The 20,618-nt window shown below is 71.3% G+C and carries 15 protein-coding genes; 10 read left to right on the top strand and 5 right to left on the bottom strand.

Going from position 1 to position 20,618, the window contains the following annotated elements:
• Positions 1 to 9: 9 nt before the first annotated feature.
• Positions 10 to 1,476, bottom strand: coding sequence for a VOC family protein (locus tag PCA76_RS26095; protein ID WP_272613074.1), 1,467 nt, complete (start codon positions 1,474 to 1,476; stop codon positions 10 to 12).
• A 142-nt stretch (positions 1,477 to 1,618) separates the two neighbouring features.
• Here PCA76_RS26095 and ndk point away from each other — a divergent pair, with 142 nt between their 5' ends.
• A complete protein-coding gene (gene ndk / locus PCA76_RS26090) occupies positions 1,619 to 2,044 on the top strand; it encodes a nucleoside-diphosphate kinase (RefSeq protein WP_088949743.1) in 426 nt (141 codons plus the stop codon).
• A 40-nt stretch (positions 2,045 to 2,084) separates the two neighbouring features.
• On the opposite strand, the gene sigJ is transcribed toward ndk, so the two are convergent.
• The 3 genes from sigJ to PCA76_RS26075 form a co-directional block, all read right to left on the bottom strand.
• Positions 2,085 to 2,963 carry an RNA polymerase sigma factor SigJ gene (sigJ, locus tag PCA76_RS26085; protein ID WP_272613073.1) on the bottom strand — a complete coding sequence of 293 codons (879 nt, stop codon included), beginning with the start codon at positions 2,961 to 2,963 and terminating at the stop codon, positions 2,085 to 2,087.
• Positions 2,960 to 3,400, bottom strand: a complete 441-nt coding sequence (locus tag PCA76_RS26080) for a carboxymuconolactone decarboxylase family protein (RefSeq protein WP_272613072.1) — start codon at positions 3,398 to 3,400, stop codon at positions 2,960 to 2,962. The genes sigJ and PCA76_RS26080 overlap by 4 nt, the downstream gene beginning before the upstream one ends.
• Positions 3,401 to 3,508: 108 nt before the next feature.
• Positions 3,509 to 4,684 (bottom strand): acyltransferase family protein, encoded by a 1,176-nt coding sequence (locus tag PCA76_RS26075; RefSeq protein ID WP_272613071.1) that lies wholly within the window; start codon positions 4,682 to 4,684, stop codon positions 3,509 to 3,511.
• A 593-nt stretch (positions 4,685 to 5,277) separates the two neighbouring features.
• Here PCA76_RS26075 and ileS point away from each other — a divergent pair.
• Entirely contained in the window at positions 5,278 to 8,424 is a 3,147-nt protein-coding gene (gene ileS, locus PCA76_RS26070; protein WP_272613070.1) for an isoleucine--tRNA ligase, read from the top strand.
• A 104-nt stretch (positions 8,425 to 8,528) separates the two neighbouring features.
• Entirely contained in the window at positions 8,529 to 9,218 is a 690-nt protein-coding gene (locus PCA76_RS26065; protein WP_272613069.1) for a lysophospholipid acyltransferase family protein, read from the top strand.
• A gap of 139 nt (positions 9,219 to 9,357) precedes the next feature.
• Here PCA76_RS26065 and PCA76_RS26060 read toward each other — a convergent pair whose 3' ends face one another.
• Positions 9,358 to 10,593, bottom strand: coding sequence for a hypothetical protein (locus tag PCA76_RS26060; protein WP_272613068.1), 1,236 nt, complete (start codon positions 10,591 to 10,593; stop codon positions 9,358 to 9,360).
• A gap of 107 nt (positions 10,594 to 10,700) precedes the next feature.
• Between PCA76_RS26060 and PCA76_RS26055 the strand changes: the two genes are divergently transcribed.
• From PCA76_RS26055 to PCA76_RS26025, 7 genes are all read left to right on the top strand, one after another.
• Positions 10,701 to 12,749, top strand: a complete 2,049-nt coding sequence (locus PCA76_RS26055) for a TIGR03960 family B12-binding radical SAM protein (RefSeq protein ID WP_272613067.1) — start codon at positions 10,701 to 10,703, stop codon at positions 12,747 to 12,749.
• A gap of 257 nt (positions 12,750 to 13,006) precedes the next feature.
• A complete protein-coding gene (locus tag PCA76_RS26050) occupies positions 13,007 to 13,447 on the top strand; it encodes a hypothetical protein (RefSeq protein WP_272613066.1) in 441 nt (146 codons plus the stop codon).
• A gap of 10 nt (positions 13,448 to 13,457) precedes the next feature.
• Positions 13,458 to 14,705, top strand: a complete 1,248-nt coding sequence (locus PCA76_RS26045) for a hypothetical protein (RefSeq protein ID WP_272613065.1) — start codon at positions 13,458 to 13,460, stop codon at positions 14,703 to 14,705.
• Positions 14,702 to 14,935, top strand: coding sequence for a hypothetical protein (locus PCA76_RS26040; protein ID WP_272613064.1), 234 nt, complete (start codon positions 14,702 to 14,704; stop codon positions 14,933 to 14,935). The genes PCA76_RS26045 and PCA76_RS26040 overlap by 4 nt, the downstream gene beginning before the upstream one ends.
• A gap of 10 nt (positions 14,936 to 14,945) precedes the next feature.
• The gene (mycP, locus tag PCA76_RS26035) at positions 14,946 to 16,337 is read left to right on the top strand and encodes a type VII secretion-associated serine protease mycosin (RefSeq protein ID WP_272613063.1); all 1,392 of its coding nucleotides are present in this window, start codon (positions 14,946 to 14,948) and stop codon (positions 16,335 to 16,337) included.
• 156 nt (positions 16,338 to 16,493) lie between these two features.
• Positions 16,494 to 17,306: a TIGR03936 family radical SAM-associated protein gene (locus tag PCA76_RS26030; protein WP_272613061.1), complete on the top strand. Its 813-nt coding sequence runs from the start codon at positions 16,494 to 16,496 to the stop codon at positions 17,304 to 17,306.
• Positions 17,307 to 17,437: 131 nt separating this feature from the next.
• Positions 17,438 to 20,530 carry an Rne/Rng family ribonuclease gene (locus PCA76_RS26025; protein ID WP_272613059.1) on the top strand — a complete coding sequence of 1,031 codons (3,093 nt, stop codon included), beginning with the start codon at positions 17,438 to 17,440 and terminating at the stop codon, positions 20,528 to 20,530.
• Positions 20,531 to 20,618: the final 88 nt, after the last annotated feature.

Genomic DNA, 20,618 nt, shown 5'->3' with positions numbered 1-20,618 from the left:
GGGCGGGGGTCAGGCGTCGGCGCGTTCGCGCCACTGGGTGAGCGCGATGCCGTGGCCGTCCGGGTCTCGGAAAGCCGCCGCCCACACCTCCAGCTTGGTGCCCCGGTTGACCACCCGGGGGGCGTACGTGAAGCGGACGCCCGACTCACGCAACCGCTCGTACGCCGCTTCGATGTCGTTCACCTCGAGGTTGACGTGCACCAGCCGGCGGCTGATCGGGGCCGCCCCGGTCACCTCGCGCAGGACGAGCCGGGTCGTGCCGGAGGCGAGGATGGCGTTGCCGGCGCCCTGGTCGACCTCGCTGAAGCCGAGCACGTCCCGGTAGAAACCGAGGGACCGGGACAGGTCGGTCACCAGCAGGGTGAGCCCGACCCCGCTGATCGGTGCGGCCGGGTCCGCGGCCGCGCCCGCGTCGAAGCCGAAGATCGCCTTGTCCAGCTCCTCATCGGTGATGGTCTCGCGCGCCGCCCCGGCGGGGGAGGGATCGTCCAGCGGAAGGTCGAGTGGGTCCAGCGGGTCGGCCGCGCCCGGACCGGACCGCTGCGCGGGCGGCGGGTCGAAACGCTGCGCCGAGGGCTCGTCGACGCGCTCCGCGGCGGGCGCGGGGCCCACCCGGTCGTCTTCCGGCAGGTCGAACCGGTCGGCGGCGGGCTCGTCGAAGCGCTCCTCGGCGGGTGGGCGCGGTGCCGGGGTGGCCCGCCGGGGCAGCCCACCACTGGCCTGCTCGACGAGGACGCCCTCCAAGACCACCGGGCCGCCCGGACTCTGGTGCATCACCACAGGCTCGCGCTCCTCGGGCACGACGCCCGGGTCGTCGCGCAGGTGGTCGGGGCGCAGAGCGTCGCTGCGGAGGTGGTCGGGGCGCAGGTGGTCCGGGCCAAGCGGGTCACGCAGCGGGTCGCCGAGCGGGTCCCGGAAGTCGTCCCGGAAGTCGTCGTCCGGCGCGCGGTCGGCCCACGGCGGGGCATCCTGCTGGATCAGCACCTCGTCCATCGCGTCGGCGTCGGCGAACTCCGGGGGGAGGTCGGCGACGGCGGCGGCGGTTTCGGCGTGGGTCGGCACCTCGTCCCAGAGGACCTTGACGTGCCGCTGGTCATCCAACGCGACCCGGATCGGCAGGGTCTGGCCCAGCGTCGGCCACTTGGACACCGGCACCCGCGGCTCGATGATTTTCTTGGATCGCGGCGGCAGACCAGGCGCGTCGATCACCAGTTGCAGCTCGCAGCGGCCGAACGCGTACTGGGTGGGTGGTTCGGACGCGCTGTGTACGTGCCCGACGCCGATCACCCAGGTGCGCCCGCCGCCCCGTACGGTCGCCAGCGCGATCGCCAGCACCAGCAGGGCGACCCCGAGGGCCACGATGGCCCAACTGGTCATGCCCAGCCCGAAGAGGACGACGAACGTGGCCACGGTGCCCAGCACCGTGCCGATCAGCTTGCGTACCGGCGCGATGGGTCGGTTCCCGCCATTCGCCACAGTGGACCTCCCGGGGGTCAGGGCCAGGCTAGGCCGGATCGGCCACCGGAGGAAGGACCGGCCGCCGCGCCGGCGCCGGGACCGGGTCGCTAGGCTGACCGTACCGACCCCAAGCGTTCAGCGCGTACAGGAGGAACCCAGCGTGTCCAGCAACAGCCCGGATGAGCGCAGCCTCGTTCTGATCAAGCCCGACGCGGTTCGCCGCGGCCTGGTCGGCGAGGTCCTCTCCCGCTTCGAGCGCAAGGGGCTGCGGATCGACGCGATGGCGCACCGGACGATGGACGCCGCGCTCGCCGACGAGCACTACGCCGAGCACGTCGACAAGGCGTTCTACCCGCCGCTGAAGGACTTCATGACCGGCGGCCCGCTGGTCGCCCTGGTGCTCTCCGGCGACCAGGTCATCGACGTGGTCCGTGGGCTGGTCGGTGCCACCGACGGGCGCAAGGCCGCCGCTGGCACCATCCGGGGTGACCTGTCCCTGTCCAACCGGGAGAACCTGGTGCACGCCTCCGACTCGACGGACAGCGCCAAGCGCGAGATCGCGCTCTGGTTCCCCGAGCTGGGCTGACGCCCGCGCACCGGCCGGGGCCGACCGGCGGCGCCGGGGTTCAGTCGACCGGCGGCAGTTTCGCCGGGTTGCCGACCACGTAGATCCCGGTGATCCGACCGTCGGCCGCGGCGACGGTCAGCGTGTAGTGGTTGCCGTTCGCGTTGGTCAGCAGAGCGGCGGGTTCCCCGTTGAGTTCCAGGGGGCGCATCGTCCACCGACGGCGGGGGCCGTAGATCCCAGCGTAGAACCGGGCGATCCGGTCCGCGCCCAGGACCGGGTTGAGGGCGGACCGTACCCGACCACCGCCGTCGTTCCATGCGGTGGCGTCCGAGGCGACCAGGTCGGTGAGCGTCGCCAGATCACCGTCGCGGGCGGCAGCGAGGAACGCCTCCAGCAACCGCTCCCGGTCGAGCCGGCTGGCGGTGAACCGGCGCTGCTCCTGCCGTACCCGGGCGGTCGCCCGGTGGTGCAGCTGCCGACAGTCTTCAACGGACCGGTCCAGGATCTCGGCGATCTCGGCGTACGGCAGCTCGAAGGCCGTGTGCAGGACGTAGACCGCCCGCTCGGGCGGGGTGAGCCGCTCCAGGACGTGCAACAACGCGGTGGATAGCGAGTCGCGTAGTTCCACGCGGTCCAACGGCCCGAACGGCGAGGGCGTGGTCGGGACCGGCTCGGGCAGCCACGTGCCCACGTACGTCTCGCGGGCCGCCTGCCGGGCCCGCAACCGGTCCAGAGCCAGACGGGTGACCACCCGGGACAGGTACCGGCGCGGCTCCTCGACCGTCGAGCGGTCCACACCCAGCCACCGCAGGTATGTCTCCTGGAGCACGTCCTCCGCGTCGTGCCGGCTGCCCAGCAGGCGGTACGCGAGCCCAAGCAGCATCGGCCGGTGCGCCTGGAGCGCACCGGCCGCCTCTGCTGCCTCGGTGGTGGTCACGCCTGGGCCGGAGGCTCCAACCGCATCGTCACGCCGATCCGATTCCACACGTTGATTGTGGCGATCGCGACGACGAGGTCGGCCAGTTCCTTCTCCGACCAGACTTTCGCGGCGTCATCCCACACCTCGTCGGGCACCCCGTGCTCACCGAGCTTGGTGACCGCGTCGGTGAGCGCCAGAGCGGCCCGCTCCCGCTCGTCGAAGAACGGGGCCTCCCGCCAGGCGGCGACCGCGAACAGCCGGCGGCTCGACTCCCCGCTGGCGAGCGCGTCCCGGCTGTGCATGTCCACGCAGAACGCGCATCCGTTGATCATCGACGCCCGGAGCTTGATCAGCTCCAGCACGGTGTGGTCGACGTTCGTCTGGACGTACTTCTCCAACCCCATCACGGCCTTGTACGCCTGCGGTACCACCTCGGACGGGTTCATCCGTTGCATGACAACCTCCCTGATCGGTCCGACACCCTCACGACGGTCGGCCGGGGTGCGCCGTGACAGCCGGCGGGTGTGAGCCCGCTCATGCCGTCGGGGCGGACCGGGACGAGGTCAGCCGCGCGGCGCCGGGACGGTGTCCGCCAGCACCTCACGTTGACGGGGGATCAGCGCGGCCGTGCGAGTCTCAGCGACGTCACCTGTCGTACCGGGCTGACCGGTGCTGTCGCTGCCGTGCGGACCGCGCCGGGTCACCCGGGCGGCCAGCCGCCGGCCCACCTCGATCAGGGGCACTTCGATCCACCGGTACATCAGGTCGGCGAAGAGCAGCGCCACCACCGTCGTCGCTACGAAGAAGGCGGTGTTGCGGCCCGCGATCGCGGGCATCATTCCGGCCGCCGCCCGCGCGGCGATCGCCTGGATCAGATACAACGAGTACGAGCGTTCGCCGACGAAGACCAGTGGTCGCAACCCCAGCCCGCGGGCGAGCACGCTGCGGGAGAGCAGGGCCGGCAGCAGCACCGCTGTCGCCGCGGCGTAGCTGCCGATCAACGCCTCCTGACCGAGGCGGGTGGGCCAGAACTGCACGCACACCTGGACCACGACGAACGCCAGGATGACGACGGTGGCGGTCACCGGGTGGGTCAGCGGCCGGATCAGGGCGAAGCCTCGGGGGTTGTGCATGATGATCGCCGCCAGGCAGCCGAGCAGGATCGCCACGTAGTGGATCGGCCAGTTCAGCCAGGCGATGTCCGGCGGGATCAGTGCGATGAGAACTACGAGCAGGCAGAGCGTCAGCACCAGGCGGCGGCGGAAGACGGCGGCGACCGCCACGAAGGCGATGGCCGGCCAGAACAGGTAGAACTTCTGCTCGATGCCGATCGTCCAGGAGTGCAGGAACGGTGCGTCCGGCGCCAGAAGTTCATTGAGGAAGAGCAGGTAGTACTTCATTCCCCGCTCGACCGATTCGGCGGTGCCGTTGATCCGGGCCAGCCCCCAGTACAGGAATAGCACCACCAGGTAGACCGGCATGATCCGGAAGAACCGCCGCAGGTAGAACGCGCGCAGCGAGACCTTGCCGTAGCGGTGCTCCTCGCGCAGCAGCAACGTCGTGATCAGGAAGCCGGAGAGCACGAAGAACAGGTGTACGCCGATCCAGCCGGTCAGCCACTTCCAGGACGGGCCGCCGTAGTGGAAGGCGATGACCATGACAGCGGCCAGAGCCCGCAGCCCGTCCAGCGCGGGGAATCGGCGCATGGCCTGGAATTCGTCGTATCGCAGCGAACGCACCGGCGAAGTTTGCGCGAGCGCGCCACCGGGGTCAAGCCGCGCCGACCGCACCCCGTCCCGTCCGGACAACCGGCGTTCCGACCCGCGTCACCCGGACCGCCGATCGCGGCAATCTCCGGCCGGTAGACCGACGGGGTCAACCGCGACGGCGCCTCCCTCTGGTCCACCACCCTCCCGCCCGCCCCCCTAACCCCGCCCTTCCTGCGTTGATCATGAAGCTGTTGTCACGACACGCCGCTGCGGCGGGCAACAACTTCATGATCAACCGGGTCGGGGTGGGGTGAGGCCGGGGTGCGGGCCGGGGTGGGTGGGATTACTCGGGGGCGGGGTGGTGGGGTGGTCTTGTATCGTTGAGCACCGTAAGGCGATGACCCGGCCATCACCGGTGAGCCTCCGGAAGAACAGCCGGGCAACCGGCCCAGTAGAACCGGACGGGTGCGGCCCGTCACAGCCGGCAATGAGCGGGCGGTCGATCCTGACCGCCAAGCGGGGTGGTACCGCGGACCACCCGGGAGCGCCGTCTGAGGCGTACCCGGAAGGTTCGTCCTCGCAGACCCACTGTTGAGTGAGCTGCGCGAGGAGAGCGACCCCCGATGGCCTATCCACTGCACGACCCGACTGCCGCCGGTGTCCCGGCGAGCCCGGACCTGCCCGCGGTCGAGCGCCGGGTGCTGGAGCACTGGACGGCCGACAAGACCTTCGAGGCCAGCGTCGAGGCCCGTCCGGCCGGCGACGACGGCAAGAACGAGTACGTCTTCTACGACGGCCCGCCGTTCGCGAATGGCCTGCCGCACTACGGCCACCTCTTCACCGGCTACGTCAAGGACGTGGTGCCGCGCTACCAGACCATGCGCGGTCGGCACGTCGAGCGGCGCTTCGGCTGGGACTGTCACGGCCTGCCCGCCGAGGTGGTGGCCGAGAAGCAACTCGGCATCACCAGCAAGGCGGAGATCATCGATCTGGGCGTGGCCCGGTTCAACGAGGCCTGCCGTGCCTCCGTGCTGGAGTTCACCCAGGACTGGGAGCGGTACATCAACCGGCAGGCCCGCTGGGTCGACTTCGCCAACGACTACAAGACCCTCGACCTGGACTACATGGAAAGCGTCATGTGGGCCTTCAAGACCCTGCACGACAAGGGTCTGATCTACGAGGGCTTCCGGGTGCTGGCGTACTGCTGGCGCTGCGAGACGCCGCTGTCGAACACCGAGACCCGGATGGACGACGTCTACCGGGACCGGCACGACCCGACGCTGTCGGTGTGGTTCGGGCTGACCGCCGACGAGTCCGCCCCGGAGTTGGTGCGCGGGCCGGTCAAGCTGGGCGTCTGGACCACCACGCCGTGGACCCTGCCGTCGAACCTGGCGCTCGCCGTCGGCCCGGACATCGAGTACGCGGTGCTGGAACGCGACGGCCAGCGCTACGTCGTGGGTGCCGCGCGGCTGGCCGCGTACGCCAAGGAACTGGACGGTTACGAGCAGGTCGGCACGGTGTACGGCCGTGACCTGGTCGGGCGCCGCTACACCCCGCTGTACGACTTCCTCGTCGAGCAGGCCGGGGAGAACGCGTACCAGGTGCTCGGCGCGGAGTTCGTCACCACCGAGGACGGCACCGGGATCGTGCACCTGGCCCCGGCGTTCGGCGAGGACGACCAGAACGTCTGCAACGCCGCCGGCATCCCCACCATCGTCACGGTCGACGACCACACCCGGTTCACCGCGTTGGTCCCGCCGTACCAGGGTGAGCAGGTCTTCGACGTCAACAAGCCGGTGATCCGGGAGCTGAAGGAGCGGGGGGTGGTCCTCAAGCAGGACACCTACACCCACTCGTACCCGCACTGCTGGCGCTGCGACACCCCGCTGGTCTACAAGGCGGTGTCGTCGTGGTTCGTCGCGGTGACCACGTTCCGGGACCGGATGGTCGAGCTGAACCAGGAGATCAACTGGACGCCGGGGCACATCAAGGACGGCTCGTTCGGCAAGTGGCTGGCCAACGCCCGGGACTGGTCGATCAGCCGGAACCGGTTCTGGGGCTCGCCGATCCCGGCGTGGAAGTCCGACGACCCGAACTACCCCCGGTTGGACGTCTACGGCTCGCTCGCCGAGATCGAGCGGGACTTCGGCGTACGCCTGACCGACCTGCACCGGCCGGCGGTGGACGACCTGGTCCGCCCCAACCCGGACGACCCGACCGGTCAGTCGATGATGCGCCGGGTGCCGGAGGTGCTGGACTGCTGGTTCGAGTCCGGGTCGATGCCGTTCGCCCAGGTGCACTACCCGTTCGAGAACGCGGACTGGTTCGAGCACCACTACCCGGGTGACTTCATCGTCGAGTACATCGGGCAGACCCGCGGCTGGTTCTACACCATGCACGTGCTGGCCACCGCGCTGTTCGACCGGCCGGCGTTCCGCAACTGCCTCAGCCACGGCATCCTGCTCGGCTCGGACGGGCGCAAGATGTCCAAGAGCCTGCGCAACTACCCGGACGTCTACCACGTCTTCGACGCGTACGGCTCGGACGCGATGCGCTGGATGCTGATGTCCTCGCCGGTGCTGCGCGGCGGCGACATGGCGGTGACCGAGGCGGGCATCCGCGACGCCGTCCGGCAGGTGCTGCTGCCGCTGTGGAACGTCTGGTACTTCTTCACGCTCTACGCCAACGCGGACGGGCACCAGGCGCGGCGACGCACCGACTCCACCCATCTGCTCGACCGGTACGTGCTGGCGAAGACGAACGAACTGGTGTCGACGGTCGGCGCACAGATGGACGCGTACGACATCTCCGGCGCCTGCGCCACCGTCCGGTCCTACCTGGACGCGCTGACCAACTGGTACGTGCGTCGGTCCCGGGACCGGTTCTGGTCCGGTGACGCGAACGCCTTCGACACGCTCTGGACGGTGCTGGAGACGCTCTGCCGGGTGGTGGCGCCGCTCGCGCCGCTGACCGCGGAGGAGATCTGGCGCGGGCTGACCGGGGAGCGTTCGGTGCACCTGACCGACTGGCCGGAGGCGAGCGAGTTCCCGGCCGACCATGACCTGGTCGCCGCGATGGACGCCACCCGGGCGGTCGCCTCGGCGGCCCTGTCGCTGCGCAAGGCCAAGGGGCTGCGGGTACGGCTGCCGCTGTCCAAGCTGACCGTGGCCTCACCGGCGGCGGAGCAGCTGCGACCGTTCGCCGACCTGGTCACCGACGAGGTCAACGTGAAGGCGGTGGAGTTCAGCGCCGAGCTGTCCGCGTACTGCGAGCAGGTCCTGACCGTGGTGCCCCGGGCGCTCGGCCCGCGGGTCGGCAAGCAGGTCCAGCAGGTGATCAAGGCGGTCAAGGCGGGCGAGTGGGAGCTGGTCGACGGCGCCCCGGTGGCCGCTGGCGTCACCCTGGCCGAGGGCGAGTACGAGCTGCGCCTGGTCGCCGCCGACGCCGAGCACTCCGCGCCACTGCCCGGCGGTGAGGGCGTGGTGGTGCTGGACACCGAGGTCACCCCGGAGCTGGCCGCCGAAGGGCTGGCCCGCGATGTGGTGCGGGTGGTGCAGCAGGCCCGACGGGACGCCGATCTGGACGTCTCGGACCGGATCGTGGTGTCGGTGTCGGCCTCCGACGAGGTGCGTGCCGCAGTGGCCGCGTACGTCGACTTCGTCTCCGGGGAGGTGCTGGCCGACTCGGTGGACTTCGCCGAGGGCCTCGACGGCTTCGCCGGGGAGGTCGGCGAGGGTGAGCGGGTGACGGTCACCGTCCGCCGGGTGTAGGGACCATCGTCAGGTAGCGGACGCCTTCCCACCTCAGTCCGGGAGGTGTGGAGGCGTCCGCTACCGTGACACCGCCTGTTCGCACCTCATCTGCCGGAGGACCAGTGCCCCTGCTCTACACCATCGGCAAGCTCACCGTGGCGCCCACGCTGCGGTTGGCGTTCCGCCCGACCGTGGAGGGGCTGGAACACGTGCCGGAGATCGGCGGTGCGATCTTCGCCGGCAACCATCTCTCGGTGGCCGACGAGCTGTTCCTCGGCACGGTCGTGCCCCGGCATCTGGCGTTCTGGGCGAAGTCGGAGTATTTCAAGGGCACCGGTGTGAAGGGTGCGATCTCCAAGTTCGTCCTCACTGGTCTCGGCGCCATCCCGGTCGAGCGGGCCGGCGGCCGGGCCGCGCTGTCCGCGTTCGACGCGGCCATCCCGGCGCTGAAGGGCGGCGACCTGGTGGTGGTCTACCCGGAGGGCACTCGCTCGCCGGACGGCAAGCTGTACCGGGGGCGTACCGGAGCTGCCCGGCTGGCGATCTCCGCCAGCGTGCCGATCATTCCGGTCGGCATGATCGGCACGGACAAGGCGCAGCCGATCGGTGCCCGGGTGCCCCGCCCCGGCACTGCCAAGATCACCGTTCGCTTCGGCAAGCCACTGGACTTCAGCGGCCGGCCGGACGACCGCGCCTCTCTGCGGCAGATGACCGACGAGCTGATGAGCGAGATCCAGAAGCTCACCGGCCAGGAGTACGTACCCCGCTACGCCCCGCCGCGCGCCCACCCAGACCCAACCCGCGAAGCCTGACCCCCACCCACCCCACCGCACCCCACCCCCACCCCCGTTCCCACCCGCGGTGATCAAGAAGTTTGCGTCATCGGCGGGGCTGGAACTGACCGAAACCTCTTGATCGACGTCGGTCGGGGGTTGGGGTTGGGGGTTGGGGTTAGGCCTTGGGTTGGACGATCTCGCTGCGCAGGGTGTTCAGCAGGGTGGCGCTGTCGGCGACGGAGAGGCGGGTGAACACGCCGGTCGCGATGCTGCCGTGGTCGACCGAGGTGCAGACCACCACGTCGCTGCCGTCGAGTCGACCCACCGCGCAGCGCTCGTGTCTGCCCCGCACACCGGTGTCCACACTCTCGGCGGCTTCCAGCGCGTAGCGCTCGGTGAGCCGGCTGATCTCGGCCTCCGCGTCCGACTCCGGGCTCAGCCGGAATCCGGTGCCACCGAAGACCGTCACCTGCTTGCCCGCGGAGGTGGAGTAGACGCCGGCGAAGGTGTCCTCGGCCAGCCAGTGCTCCTGGCGTACCTCGCCCTCCAACTGCCGGGCGGCGGCCTCGCTGCGCTTGTCCTGACGCAGGCTCAGGTCGTTCACCTGCGCGGGCAGTGCCACCTGCACCGGGTACTGGGCCGAGATCGGGAACCCGTAGTAGGCGGGGCAGCCGCAGCAGCAGGCCAGGGTGAGTAGCAGCAGCCAGGGCCAGCGGCGCCGTCGGCGGACCGGCACCGGCACGTACCCCTTGGGGGCCTGCCAGCCCGGCGGCGGCGTCGATGGCGGCGCTAGCGGTGGCGGGGCGGATCGCCGGCCCCGGCGCTGCTTCGGCATCTTCGTCGGTGGTGCTGTCGGCGGCGGCGCGGGCGGCGACATCGGCCGGGCCGGCATCGCGGGCCCGGCGGCCTGTGGTGGTCTCGGGGCAGCCGGCGGAGACACCGGGTGCGGCCCGACCGGGGGAGCGGGCGGGGCAGGCCACTGCCGGGTCGCCGGCGGTGCCGGGTAGTGCATCGTCGAGGGCAGCGGTGGTAGCTCGGCGGATGGCAGGTCCCAGCCGCCGGTGTCCACGCCGGCCCACGGGTCGACCGGGGTCTGGTGCTCCGGCGGGCCGACGGGCACGGGCGGTGGCGGGGTCGGCTCGGCCGACTCGCCCCAGGCGGGTCGGCGCGGCGGCGGAGGCGGCACCGGGGCCGAACCGCTCCACCTGGGCGTGGGGGCCTGCGCGGTGGCGGGCTCGGGCCGGTCCGACGGCTCCGGTTGGTCCGGAGCCGTGGGCTGCGCCGTGGGTTCCGGCTGGTCCGGCGGTACGGGTGGGGAGGTCGGCTCGTCGGCGGCCGCCGGATCCCGGTCCGGCTCCGCGCCCGGGGTGCTCCCGTCGGCCGGCTGTGCTCCCGGCTGAGGCTCGGGCATCGCGGCAATCTCCTCTCGCGCCGGTCCGAGGCTAGTACCGCGCCGCCACCACCGCCGATTGGGCGTGCGCGCGGTCACCGCCGGGTGGGCGCGTACCCTTGGGCATCATGACTGCCCCGTCCACGACGCCGCGCGCGGCCGCGACCAACTCTCGCGACGACTCCAGCTCGGCGGGTCTGACGCCGCGCCGCGACCTGGAGCCGTCGGTCTGGTCCCAGCTTGAGCCGCTGCTGCCCCAGGTCTCCAAGCCCATCCAGTACGTCGGGGGCGAGCTGGGCGCGGTAACCAAGGACTGGGACGCGGCGACCGTGCGCTGGGCGCTGATGTATCCCGACGCGTACGAGGTGGGGCTGCCCAACCAGGGCGTGCAGATCCTCTACGAGGTGCTCAACGAGCTGCCCGACACCCTCGCCGAACGGACGTACGCGGTCTGGCCGGACCTGGAGACCCTGATGCGCACGCACGGCGTGCCGCAGTTCACCGTCGACGCGCACCGCGCGGTCCGTAACTTCGACGTGTTCGGCATCTCCTTCTCCACCGAGCTGGGTTACACCAACATGCTCACCGCGATCGACCTGGCCGGCATCCCGATGCTGGCCGCCGACCGCACCGACGCCGACCCGGTGATCCTGGCCGGCGGGCACGCCGCGTTCAACCCGGAGCCGATCGCCGACTTCATCGACGCCGCAGTGCTCGGCGACGGCGAGGAAGCGGTCCTGGAGATCACCGCGATCGTCCGGGAGTGGAAGGCCGAGGGCTCCCCGGGCGGCCGCGACGAGCTGCTGCTGCGGCTGGCCCGCACCGAGAGCGTCTACGTGCCGCGGTTCTACGACGTCGACTACCTGCCGGACGGGCGGATCCAGCGGGTCGTGCCGAACCGGGCGGACGTGCCGTTCCGGGTGCACAAGCGCACGACCATGGACCTGGACGCCTGGCCGTACCCGAAGAAGCCCCTCGTCCCGCTCGCCGAGACGGTGCACGAGCGGTACGCGGTGGAGATCTTCCGGGGCTGCACCCGGGGCTGCCGGTTCTGCCAGGCGGGCATGATCACCCGGCCGGTGCGGGAGCGGTCGATCACCACGGTCGGGCAGATGGTCCGCGAGGGCCTGGAGTTCTCCGGCTTCTCCGAGGTGGGCCTGCTGTCGCTCTCCTCGGCGGACCACTCCGAGATCGGTGACATGTGCTCGGGCCTCGCCCAGCAGTACGAGGGCACCAACGTCTCGCTGTCGCTGCCGTCGACCCGGGTGGACGCCTTCAACATCGACCTCGCGCAGGAGCTGTCCCGCAACGGGCGGCGCACCGGCCTGACCTTCGCCCCCGAGGGCGGGTCGGAACGGATCCGCAAGGTCATCAACAAGATGGTGTCGAAGGAAGACCTGATCCGCACCGTCGTCACCGCGTACAGCAACGGCTGGCGGCAGGTGAAGCTCTACTTCATGTGCGGCCTGCCCACCGAGACCGACGAGGACGTCCTCGAGATCGCCGACATGGCGCACGAGGTGATCAAGGCCGGTCGGGCCGCCACCGGCTCGAAGGACATCCGCTGCACGGTCTCCATCGGCGGGTTCGTGCCGAAGCCGCACACCCCGTTCCAGTGGGCCGCCATGGAACGTCCGGAGGTCATCGACCACCGACTCAGGATCCTCAAGCAGGCGATCAACTCCGACCGTTCGCTGGGCCGGGCCATCGGCTACCGCTACCACGATGGCGAGCCGTCGCTGATCGAGGGCCTGCTCTCCCGGGGTGACCGCCGGGTCGGTTCGGTGATCCGCAAGGTGTGGGAGAACGGCGGCCGGTTCGACGGGTGGAGCGAGCACTTCTCGTACCAGCGCTGGGTGGACGCGGCGGCCGAGACGCTGCCCGCGTTCGGGGTGGACCTCGACTGGTACACCACCCGTCAGCGCGACGAGTTGGAGGTCCTGCCCTGGGACCACCTCGACTCGGGCCTGGACAAGGACTGGCTCTGGCAGGACTGGCAGGACTCGGTCACCGAGTTCGAGCAGGACGACTGCCGGTGGACGCCCTGCTTCGACTGCGGCGTCTGCCCCTCGATGGACACCGAGATCCAGATCGGCCCCACCGGCAAGAAGCTGCTGCCGCTCACCCCACTGGCCGGCAATGGCATGAAGGTTCCGTCGGGCCACTCGCACCCCTGACCGGGCTGCCTCCGGGCAGCGCCGGTGACGGTGCCCCACCACCCTCCACATCCGACATGTCGCCCAACGGGTCCGCGTCCCGCGGGCCCGTTGGCGTTTTAGGGCTTCGCCGCGCTGTCGCCCGCACCGGGCCTTTCCGATATCGGCCGCCATCTGTACCGCATGGTGGTGGCTGGGGCTGCCCCGACTAGGTCAGACTCGATACGCTGCGTCTGACATGGACCGACCCGGCGGGTCGGGAACGGGGGAGGAAGCGCATGGGGAGCATCCCGCCGCCGAACACCGGCGATCTGCACGTCAGCGTCGAGGATCTGGACGCCGCCGCGGCGTACGTCGAGCGGCTGAAGCAGTACGTCGACGACACGATCAGCTACGAGATGGAACGAATCAAGGAGCGGATGAAGGGCGACAGCAACAACGCCCAGACCGTTCCGAACGGCACCCCCTTCGGCGCCTACGAGGACGCCCGCATGCAGTGGGCGGCCCTGACCACGTCCACGGCCAACATGGAGGCCCATCTCGCGACGCTCTCCCAGAAGCTCACCGCGCTCAAGGAGGGCACCGAGGAGATCGCCAAGGCGTTCCGCGACACCGAGGCGCGTAACGGCGCCAACGGCAAGGAGATCGAGCGGCTGCTGGAATCGGCGGCGCCGCCGCCCACTGCCAGCGGCGCACCCACCTACCCGTACACGGCCTGAGGGGGATGTCATGGCTGGAGGAACCTGGGAGCGGTGCGTCCGCGAGGTGACGCTCTCCGCGGACCCGGAAACGGTCGGATCGGTCGGAGCGGGCTGGAGCAATCTGTCCAGCGGCCTGCAACAACTGCGGGACGCGCTCGTCGGTCGATCGTTCGTCGGCCCGATCGCGACGGGCCAGGAACGCCCGCACGTCGGCGGCCTGCCCGGGATGCTCGCCGGTTGGAAGGGCAGCGGTGGCGACGCGTACCGCGAGCACCTGGGCACGATCGGCAAGCAGATCGAGGATCTGATCACCGACGCGACCAACGTCAGTGGCGCGTTGACGCGGATCGAGGGCGACATCCGCAAGTCGGTCTCCACGATCCCGATCCCGCTGATGGACGACTTCGGCTTCAACGAGTGGAGCCTGCCCAACGGCACCGAGCTCGACGATGCCCGCGACGGTGAGAGTTCGTCGGGGTTCCTCGCCGCGCTGCGGCAGGACTACCAGAGCAACCCCGCCTCGTACGCCGACGGCGCGTTCCGGGACAAGGCCGACGACCTGGAAGCGACCATGAAGGTCGACGGCCAGGCCGGCGACGACAAGCGGGGCGGCTGGTGGGACACCAAGTCCCACCTGGACAACTGGTACCGGGACAACCAGCAGGCCGCGAACACGGCGATGGCGCCGCTGCCCCAGGCGGTGTATACCGAGCGTCCCAAGCTGACCGTGGTCGCGCCGGATGGACGAAGCGACACTGACGACATTCGTCGTGACCCCCGGATTCCGCCTACGGGTCGGCCCGACATTGGTGATGGCGGGGGATTCGACGGGAAGCCCGACATCGGTGGTGGCCCCACGATCGGCAGCAGACCACCGAGCCTCGGCGAAACGGGCGGTCCCACGTCCACCGTCGACCCGTTCTCCCCGCCCTCCTCCAGTCAGTTTGGCGAAGGGTCACCGCCCGGCGGCTCCGGCCAGCTCACGACCCCGCCGACCGGTTCGGGATACCCGGGCTACCCGGATGGCGACGAGGGCTACACCAGCGGTCTGGCTGGCGCTACCCCGAGCGGCGTCGGCGGCTTGGGCGGTGGCATCGGTGGCGGCGGAGTCGGTAGCGCCGGTCTCGGTGGCGCCGGCGGTGGTTTCGGGGGCGGCCCCGGCGTTGGCGCGGCCGGGGGATCGGCGCAGGCGGTGGCCTGGGCGCAGGCGCCGGGGTCGGCGTGGGTGGCATCCCCGGCATGGTGGGCGGCGGCAACGGAAAGGTGCCGCCGATGACGAGCGCGGCCAATGCGTTGCGCACCGCCGCAGGCGGTGGCGCCGGAATGGCGGGCGGCGCGCGTGGCGGTGCCGGAGTCGGCGGCGCTGGGATGATGGGCGGCGGCATGGGCGGCGCGGGTGGCGCCGGGCAGGGCGGCAGCACCGGCTCCGAGCACTCGTCGTGGTTGACTGAGGACGACGATCCGTGGGGCCCCGGTGACGGGGCGTCTCCGGGCATCCTTCGATGAGGACGGACGGATGAGGGTGAACGTCGGAACGCTTCGGCCGGTAGTCGCCTGCCTGCTGGCGGGGTTCCTGGTGGTGGGGGCCGCCCAACCGGCGGCCGCCGCGCCTCGGCGGGCCGAGCAGTGGTATCTGGACGAGCTCCGGATCGACCAGGCCCACAAGATCTCGACCGGGCGTGGCGTTGTCGTGGGCTTACTCGACAGTGGCGTCGAGGCCACCCATTCGGACCTGCGGGGTCAGGTGCTGCCCGGTGACCGCAGCTACGGCGCCTCCGGAGACGGCCGGGCCGACGAGGACGGGCACGGCACGCACATGGCCGGCATCATCGCGGCGACGAACGCCAGCCGCGACGGTGTGGACGGCGTCGCTCCCGGCGCGAAGATCCTGCCCATCAAGTTGCGCAAGGGCACCGGGACCAACAGTGACGCGGCGGTGGCCCTCGGCATCCGGATGGCCGTCGACGGCGGCGCCAAGGTGATCAACATGTCCTTTGGTGGTCCGGGTCTGGCCAGTCCTGCCGAGGAGAGCGCGATCAAGTACGCCTTGGACCATGACGTAGTGGTGGTCGCGGCGGCCGGCAACACCGCCAAGGGCAGCAAGGTTGTGGACAGCCCTGCCAACACTCCGGGCGTGATCGCAGTGACCGGGACGACTCGGGGCGGCAGGTTCTGGTCCGGCTCCGTCCAGGGGCCGGAGGCGGTGGTCGCCGCTCCGGGCGACGGCATCTACAACGTCGCCAACGAGCAGGGTTACGGCTGGGGCGACGGCACCTCCGACTCCACCGCGATCGTCTCCGGTCTCGCCGCGTTGATCCGGGCGAAGTACCCGGACCTCGACGCTCCCAACGTGATCAACCGGATCATCCGGACGTCCCGGGATGCCGGCCCATCCGGGCGGGACCCGCAGTACGGCTTCGGTGTGATCGACCCGGTGGCCGCGCTGACCGCGAACGTGCCGCCGGTCACCGCCAATCCGCTGCTCGATCCGGCCGCGGCGACCGACCCGGGCCCCGCCCGCACCGGGGGTGCGGACGAGGAGTTCGACGTCACCCAGCATGGCGACCGCGGCGGCCCCAGCGACCAGCAGGTCATGGTGGTGGTCATCGGTGTCGCCGTGGTGCTGGTGCTGCTGCTGGGGCTGGTGGTGTTCCTCGTCTGGAACCGCCGTCGGTACCGGCGTGAGGCGGCCCGGGCGGCTGCTGACGTACCGGACGAACTGCTCGACCAGATGTCCCCCGGCGCGTACCCGTCGCCGGGCGCGGGTTACGCCCCGCCGCCCGGCTACCCGCCGCCGCCAACCGGGTACGCCCCGCCCTCCGGGTACGGGCCACCGCCGGGGTACGCCCCGCCCCCCGGGTACGGCCCACCTGGCGGAGCGCCGCCCGCCCCGCCCAGGGAGCGGTGACCGGTCCTGATCGTGGTGGCCGGCCGGTGACCTCCGTGTCACTGGCCGGCCATCGGCCTTTCCGGCGGGTGGTCATGGCCCTGCCGACCGATTTGAACCGGTCTGCCGGGCGATTCGACCGCCCCGGTCGCGTACCGTCACGAGCCCTGCGCCAGGATGGGCGGACACGCAGGTCCACCCGAGGAGCCCACGATCGCCAGAAAGCCTCAACCCGAGGGCGGCCAGGCACCGGTCGTCCAGCGCGTCCGCATCCGGTACGCCAAGCGTGGGCCGCTGCGGTTCACCTCGCACCGGGACTTCGCCCGGGCGTTCGAGCGCGCCCTACGCCGGGCCGCTGTGCCGATCGCCTACTCCCAGGGCTTCCACCCGCACCCGAAGATCTCCTACGCCAGCGCCGCGCCCACCGGGGTGGCAAGTGAGGCGGAGTACCTGGAGATCGGCCTTCAGACGGCGGTCGACCCGGAGGCGCTGCGCGCCGCGTTGGACGCCGCGCTCTCTCCGGGGCTGGACGTCTTGGACGCCGTGATCGCCGAGGGGGGCAACCTCCCGGACCGGATCGAGGCGTCGCTCTGGCACATCGAGTTGCCCGAGGTCGAGACGGCGGTGCTGCGCGCCGCGGTGGACGCGTTCGTCGCGGCCGAGGAGGTGCTGGTCGAGCGGATGACCAAGCAGGGCCGACGCACGTTCGACGCCCGCGCTGCCGTGATGTCCATCGATGTCCTCGCGCCAACGCCGACGCCTTCCGGGGCGCCGGCCGTACCGTGTGCGATACTCGAACTGGTCGTGCGGCAGGTCACCCCGTCCGTACGGCCCGATGACGTCCTTTCCGGCCTCCGCGTGGTGGCCGACCTGGAGCCGCCGGTTTCGCCGAGGGTGACCCGGCTGGCTCAGGGCACGTTGACCGCGCAGGGTGCGATCGTGGATCCGTTGGATGCGGACCGCGACGGGGCAGCCATCGTTGGGCACTGACCGACGGTCGGTGTTCTGGCAGGCAGACTTCGGCGGTCGCGCACCACGCGCGCCCGGCGGAAACACTTTTGCGGCGACCCTGCGTGGCAGCGCTCACCCGCGCCCGGGCTAGCCAGAACTGGAGAACGTCCATGCTCGAGAACGAGCCCGAGGGCGGCGAACGGACCGGTTCACAGCCGGCCAGCGAGACCGCCGACCAGAGCACCACGGCCGACGGCGCAACCGTCGCGCCCCCCACCACGGCCGTTGGTTCGGCCTCGGTGGAACCAGCCGGCGCGGAGAGCGCCGAGCCTGCCGCGCCCGTGCGGCGCACCCGGACGACCCGGCGTCGGGCCGCCCCGCTCAACAAGCCCGAGCAGACCGACGCGCCGATCGAGGCGTCCACCGGCGGGGCCGGCAGTGCCGAGTCGCCGCAGGCGGAGGTCTTCGCTCCGGTCTCCGGCGACCTGGACGTCGCCCCGAAGACCCCCCGGCGCCGCCGCAAGGCCACCGCCGTCGAGACGACCGCCGAGGAACCGCTTGTCGCGGCCTCCGCGGAGGCCGCCTCGGCCGAGGTGGTTCCGCCGGTCAAGGTGACCCGTACCCGGCGCAAGAAGGCCACACCCGCTGCCGTCGAGGAGCCGCCCGCCACCGAGCAGCCGGCCGCCGCCGAAGAGGTGCCCGCGGTCGAGGAGCCGGTCGTCGACGAGGAGGCGGCGGAGTCCGACCTGCGCGAGGCCGAGGCCGAGTTGAACGACACGGCGGCCATCCCGAGCGCGACCGCTGCCGAGCTGGCCTGGACCAGTGGCCCGCAGGAGCGCTCCGGTGAGGTGTCACCGGGTGTGGCCGTTTCCGGTGTGACAGATGAGCCGAACGAGCCGGCCGAGGTCGAGCCGGAGCAGCCGCGTACCCGTCGACGGCGTGCCGCGCTCTCCGCGCCCACCGTGCTGTTCATGGCGCCCCAGCCGGACGCGGTGCCGGTGACCCGACCGGTGGAGCCCGCGCCGGTTGCCGAGGAGCCGGCCGTCGAGGAAGCCGCCGAGCCGTCCCGCCGCCGCCGGCGTGGTCGCCGCGAGGTCGAGCCGGTGGAGCCGATCGAGGCGATCGAGGCTGAAGAAGAGCCGATCGACGAGGCCGACGAGGCTTCCGAGGCGGATGAGGACGACGAGGACAGCGCCGCCGCGCGCCGCCGCCGCCGGCGTGGCCGTCGCGGCCGGGGCCGGGGCAAGGGTGGGGCCGACGACGCCGAGGACGAGGAGTCCGACGAGGCGGCGCAGGCCGATGAGGAAGAGACCGCCGAGGTCGAGGCCGAGGGTGACGAGGACGAGGAGGTCGAGGGCGGAGACGGCCTGACCCGTCGTCGCCGTCGTCGTCGTCGCCGCGGTGCCGGCGACACGGAGAGTGCCGCCGACGACGGCGTACCGACCGTGGTGAAGATCCGCGAGCCGCGTCGGACCGTCGACGAGGTGCAGGGCGTGTCCGGCTCGACCCGGCTGGAGGCCAAGCGCCAGCGTCGCCGGGACGGCCGGGAGCAGCGGCGTACCCGGCCGCCCATCCTCAGCGAGTCGGAGTTCCTGGCACGCCGGGAGGCGGTCGACCGCGTGATGGCGGTCCGCCAGCGCGGTGACCGCACCCAGATCGCCGTCCTGGAGGACGGCGTGCTGGTCGAGCACTACGTCACCCGCAACTCCTCCGGCACGATGGCCGGCAACGTGTACCTGGGCAAGGTGCAGAACGTGCTGCCGAGCATGGAGGCGGCGTTCGTCGACGTCGGCCGGGGCCGCAACGCGGTGCTGTACGCCGGTGAGGTCAACTGGGACACCTCCGGCCTGGAAGGGCGGGCCCGCTCGATCGAGCAGGCGCTGCGCTCCGGCGACTCGGTGCTGGTCCAGGTCACCAAGGACCCGATCGGGCACAAGGGCGCTCGGCTGACCAGCCATGTCGCGCTCTCCGGCCGGCACCTGGTCTACGTGCCCAACGGCAACGCCTCCGGGATCAGCCGGAAGCTGCCGGACAACGAGCGCAAGCGGCTGCGGGACGTGCTCAAGAAGCTGGTCCCGGACGGCGCGGGCGTGATCGTCCGTACGGCTGCCGAGGGCGCCACCGAGGACGAGCTGGCCCGCGACGTCAAGCGTCTCCAGGCGCAGTGGGAGGACATCCAGGCCAAGGCCGCCGAGGGCGGCTCTCCGGTGCTGCTCTACGGGGAGCCTGACCTGGTCATCCGGGTGGTCCGGGACCTGTTCAACGAGGACTTCCGCGAGCTGGTGATCGAGGGCGAGCAGTCGTACGACATGGTCGAGTCGTACCTGTCGCACGTCTCCCCGGATCTGGTCGACCGGGTGCGCCGGCACGTCGGCACGAGCGACGTCTTCGCCGAGTACCGGATCGACGAGCAGATCATCAAGGGCCTGGACCGCAAGGTCTTCCTGCCCTCCGGTGGCTCGCTGGTGATCGACCGGACCGAGGCGATGACGGTCGTCGACGTCAACACCGGCAAGTACACCGGCTCCGGCGGCAACCTTGAGGAGACCGTCACCCGCAACAACCTGGAGGCGGCGGAGGAGATCGTCCGTCAGCTCCGGCTACGCGACATCGGCGGCATCGTGGTGATCGACTTCATCGACATGGTGCTGGAGTCGAACCGTGAGCTGGTGCTGCGCCGCCTCACCGAGTGCCTGGGCCGGGACCGCACCAAGCACCAGGTCACCGAGATCACCTCGCTCGGTCTGGTGCAGATGACCCGAAAGCGGATCGGCGCGGGCCTGCTGGAGGCGTTCAGCGAGACCTGCGAGTGCTGCAAGGGTCGAGGCGTCATCATGCACACCGAGCCGGTGCCGGAGAAGCCGCGTCCTGCCGGTGCGGGGGAGAAGGTCAAGGCGGTCGCCTCGTCGGTGGCCGCCGCTCCCGCCGCCGAGCAGGGCACCGCGTCGTCGCGCCGCCGGGCGCGCAAGAACGCCCCGGCCGAGCGGGCCGTGGTCGAGGTTGTCGACACCGACACCGACACCAGTGTCGAACCGAACGCCGACTACCAGGACACCATGGGTTACGACCTGTCCCGCTACGAGTCGGACACCGCCGCCGGGCCGGCGATCTCCGACAGCCAGCAGGGAGAGTCGGCTCGGCTGGCCGCGGCGGACGATCCGGACGCGCTCGCCGACGGTGAAGGCGACGAAGAGACCACCGAGGGTGGCGCCGGCCGTCGCCGGTCGCGCCGGGGCGGCGCCCGTAGGCGGACGCGCCCCTGACCGCCTGACCGGCCAAGTGTTTGATGAGGTCCCTTCCCCGGCAAAGTGACGGGGGAGGGACCTCGCCGTTCCGGCCATCCGGTCCAGG

The sequence above is a fragment of the Micromonospora sp. LH3U1 genome (genome assembly GCF_028475105.1).
Classification (GTDB): Bacteria; Actinomycetota; Actinomycetes; order Mycobacteriales; family Micromonosporaceae; genus Micromonospora.
Note: the sequence above shows the minus strand (reverse complement) of the source record. Positions and strands in the feature narration are given on the sequence as shown.

What these genes read in the sequence shown, in the direction of transcription:
- PCA76_RS26055 (WP_272613067.1), top strand. Translation starts at nt 10,701, where the DNA reads ATGACTGCCCCGTCCACGACGCCGCGCGCGGCCGCGACCAACTCTCGC.
- PCA76_RS26060 (WP_272613068.1), bottom strand. Translation starts at nt 10,593, where the DNA reads ATGCCCGAGCCTCAGCCGGGAGCACAGCCGGCCGACGGGAGCACCCCG.
- PCA76_RS26040 (WP_272613064.1), top strand. Translation starts at nt 14,702, where the DNA reads ATGACGAGCGCGGCCAATGCGTTGCGCACCGCCGCAGGCGGTGGCGCC.
- PCA76_RS26025 (WP_272613059.1), top strand. Translation starts at nt 17,438, where the DNA reads ATGCTCGAGAACGAGCCCGAGGGCGGCGAACGGACCGGTTCACAGCCG.
- PCA76_RS26030 (WP_272613061.1), top strand. Translation starts at nt 16,494, where the DNA reads ATGGGCGGACACGCAGGTCCACCCGAGGAGCCCACGATCGCCAGAAAG.
- PCA76_RS26080 (WP_272613072.1), bottom strand. Translation starts at nt 3,400, where the DNA reads ATGCAACGGATGAACCCGTCCGAGGTGGTACCGCAGGCGTACAAGGCC.
- mycP (WP_272613063.1), top strand. Translation starts at nt 14,946, where the DNA reads ATGAGGGTGAACGTCGGAACGCTTCGGCCGGTAGTCGCCTGCCTGCTG.
- ileS (WP_272613070.1), top strand. Translation starts at nt 5,278, where the DNA reads ATGGCCTATCCACTGCACGACCCGACTGCCGCCGGTGTCCCGGCGAGC.
- PCA76_RS26050 (WP_272613066.1), top strand. Translation starts at nt 13,007, where the DNA reads ATGGGGAGCATCCCGCCGCCGAACACCGGCGATCTGCACGTCAGCGTC.
- PCA76_RS26045 (WP_272613065.1), top strand. Translation starts at nt 13,458, where the DNA reads ATGGCTGGAGGAACCTGGGAGCGGTGCGTCCGCGAGGTGACGCTCTCC.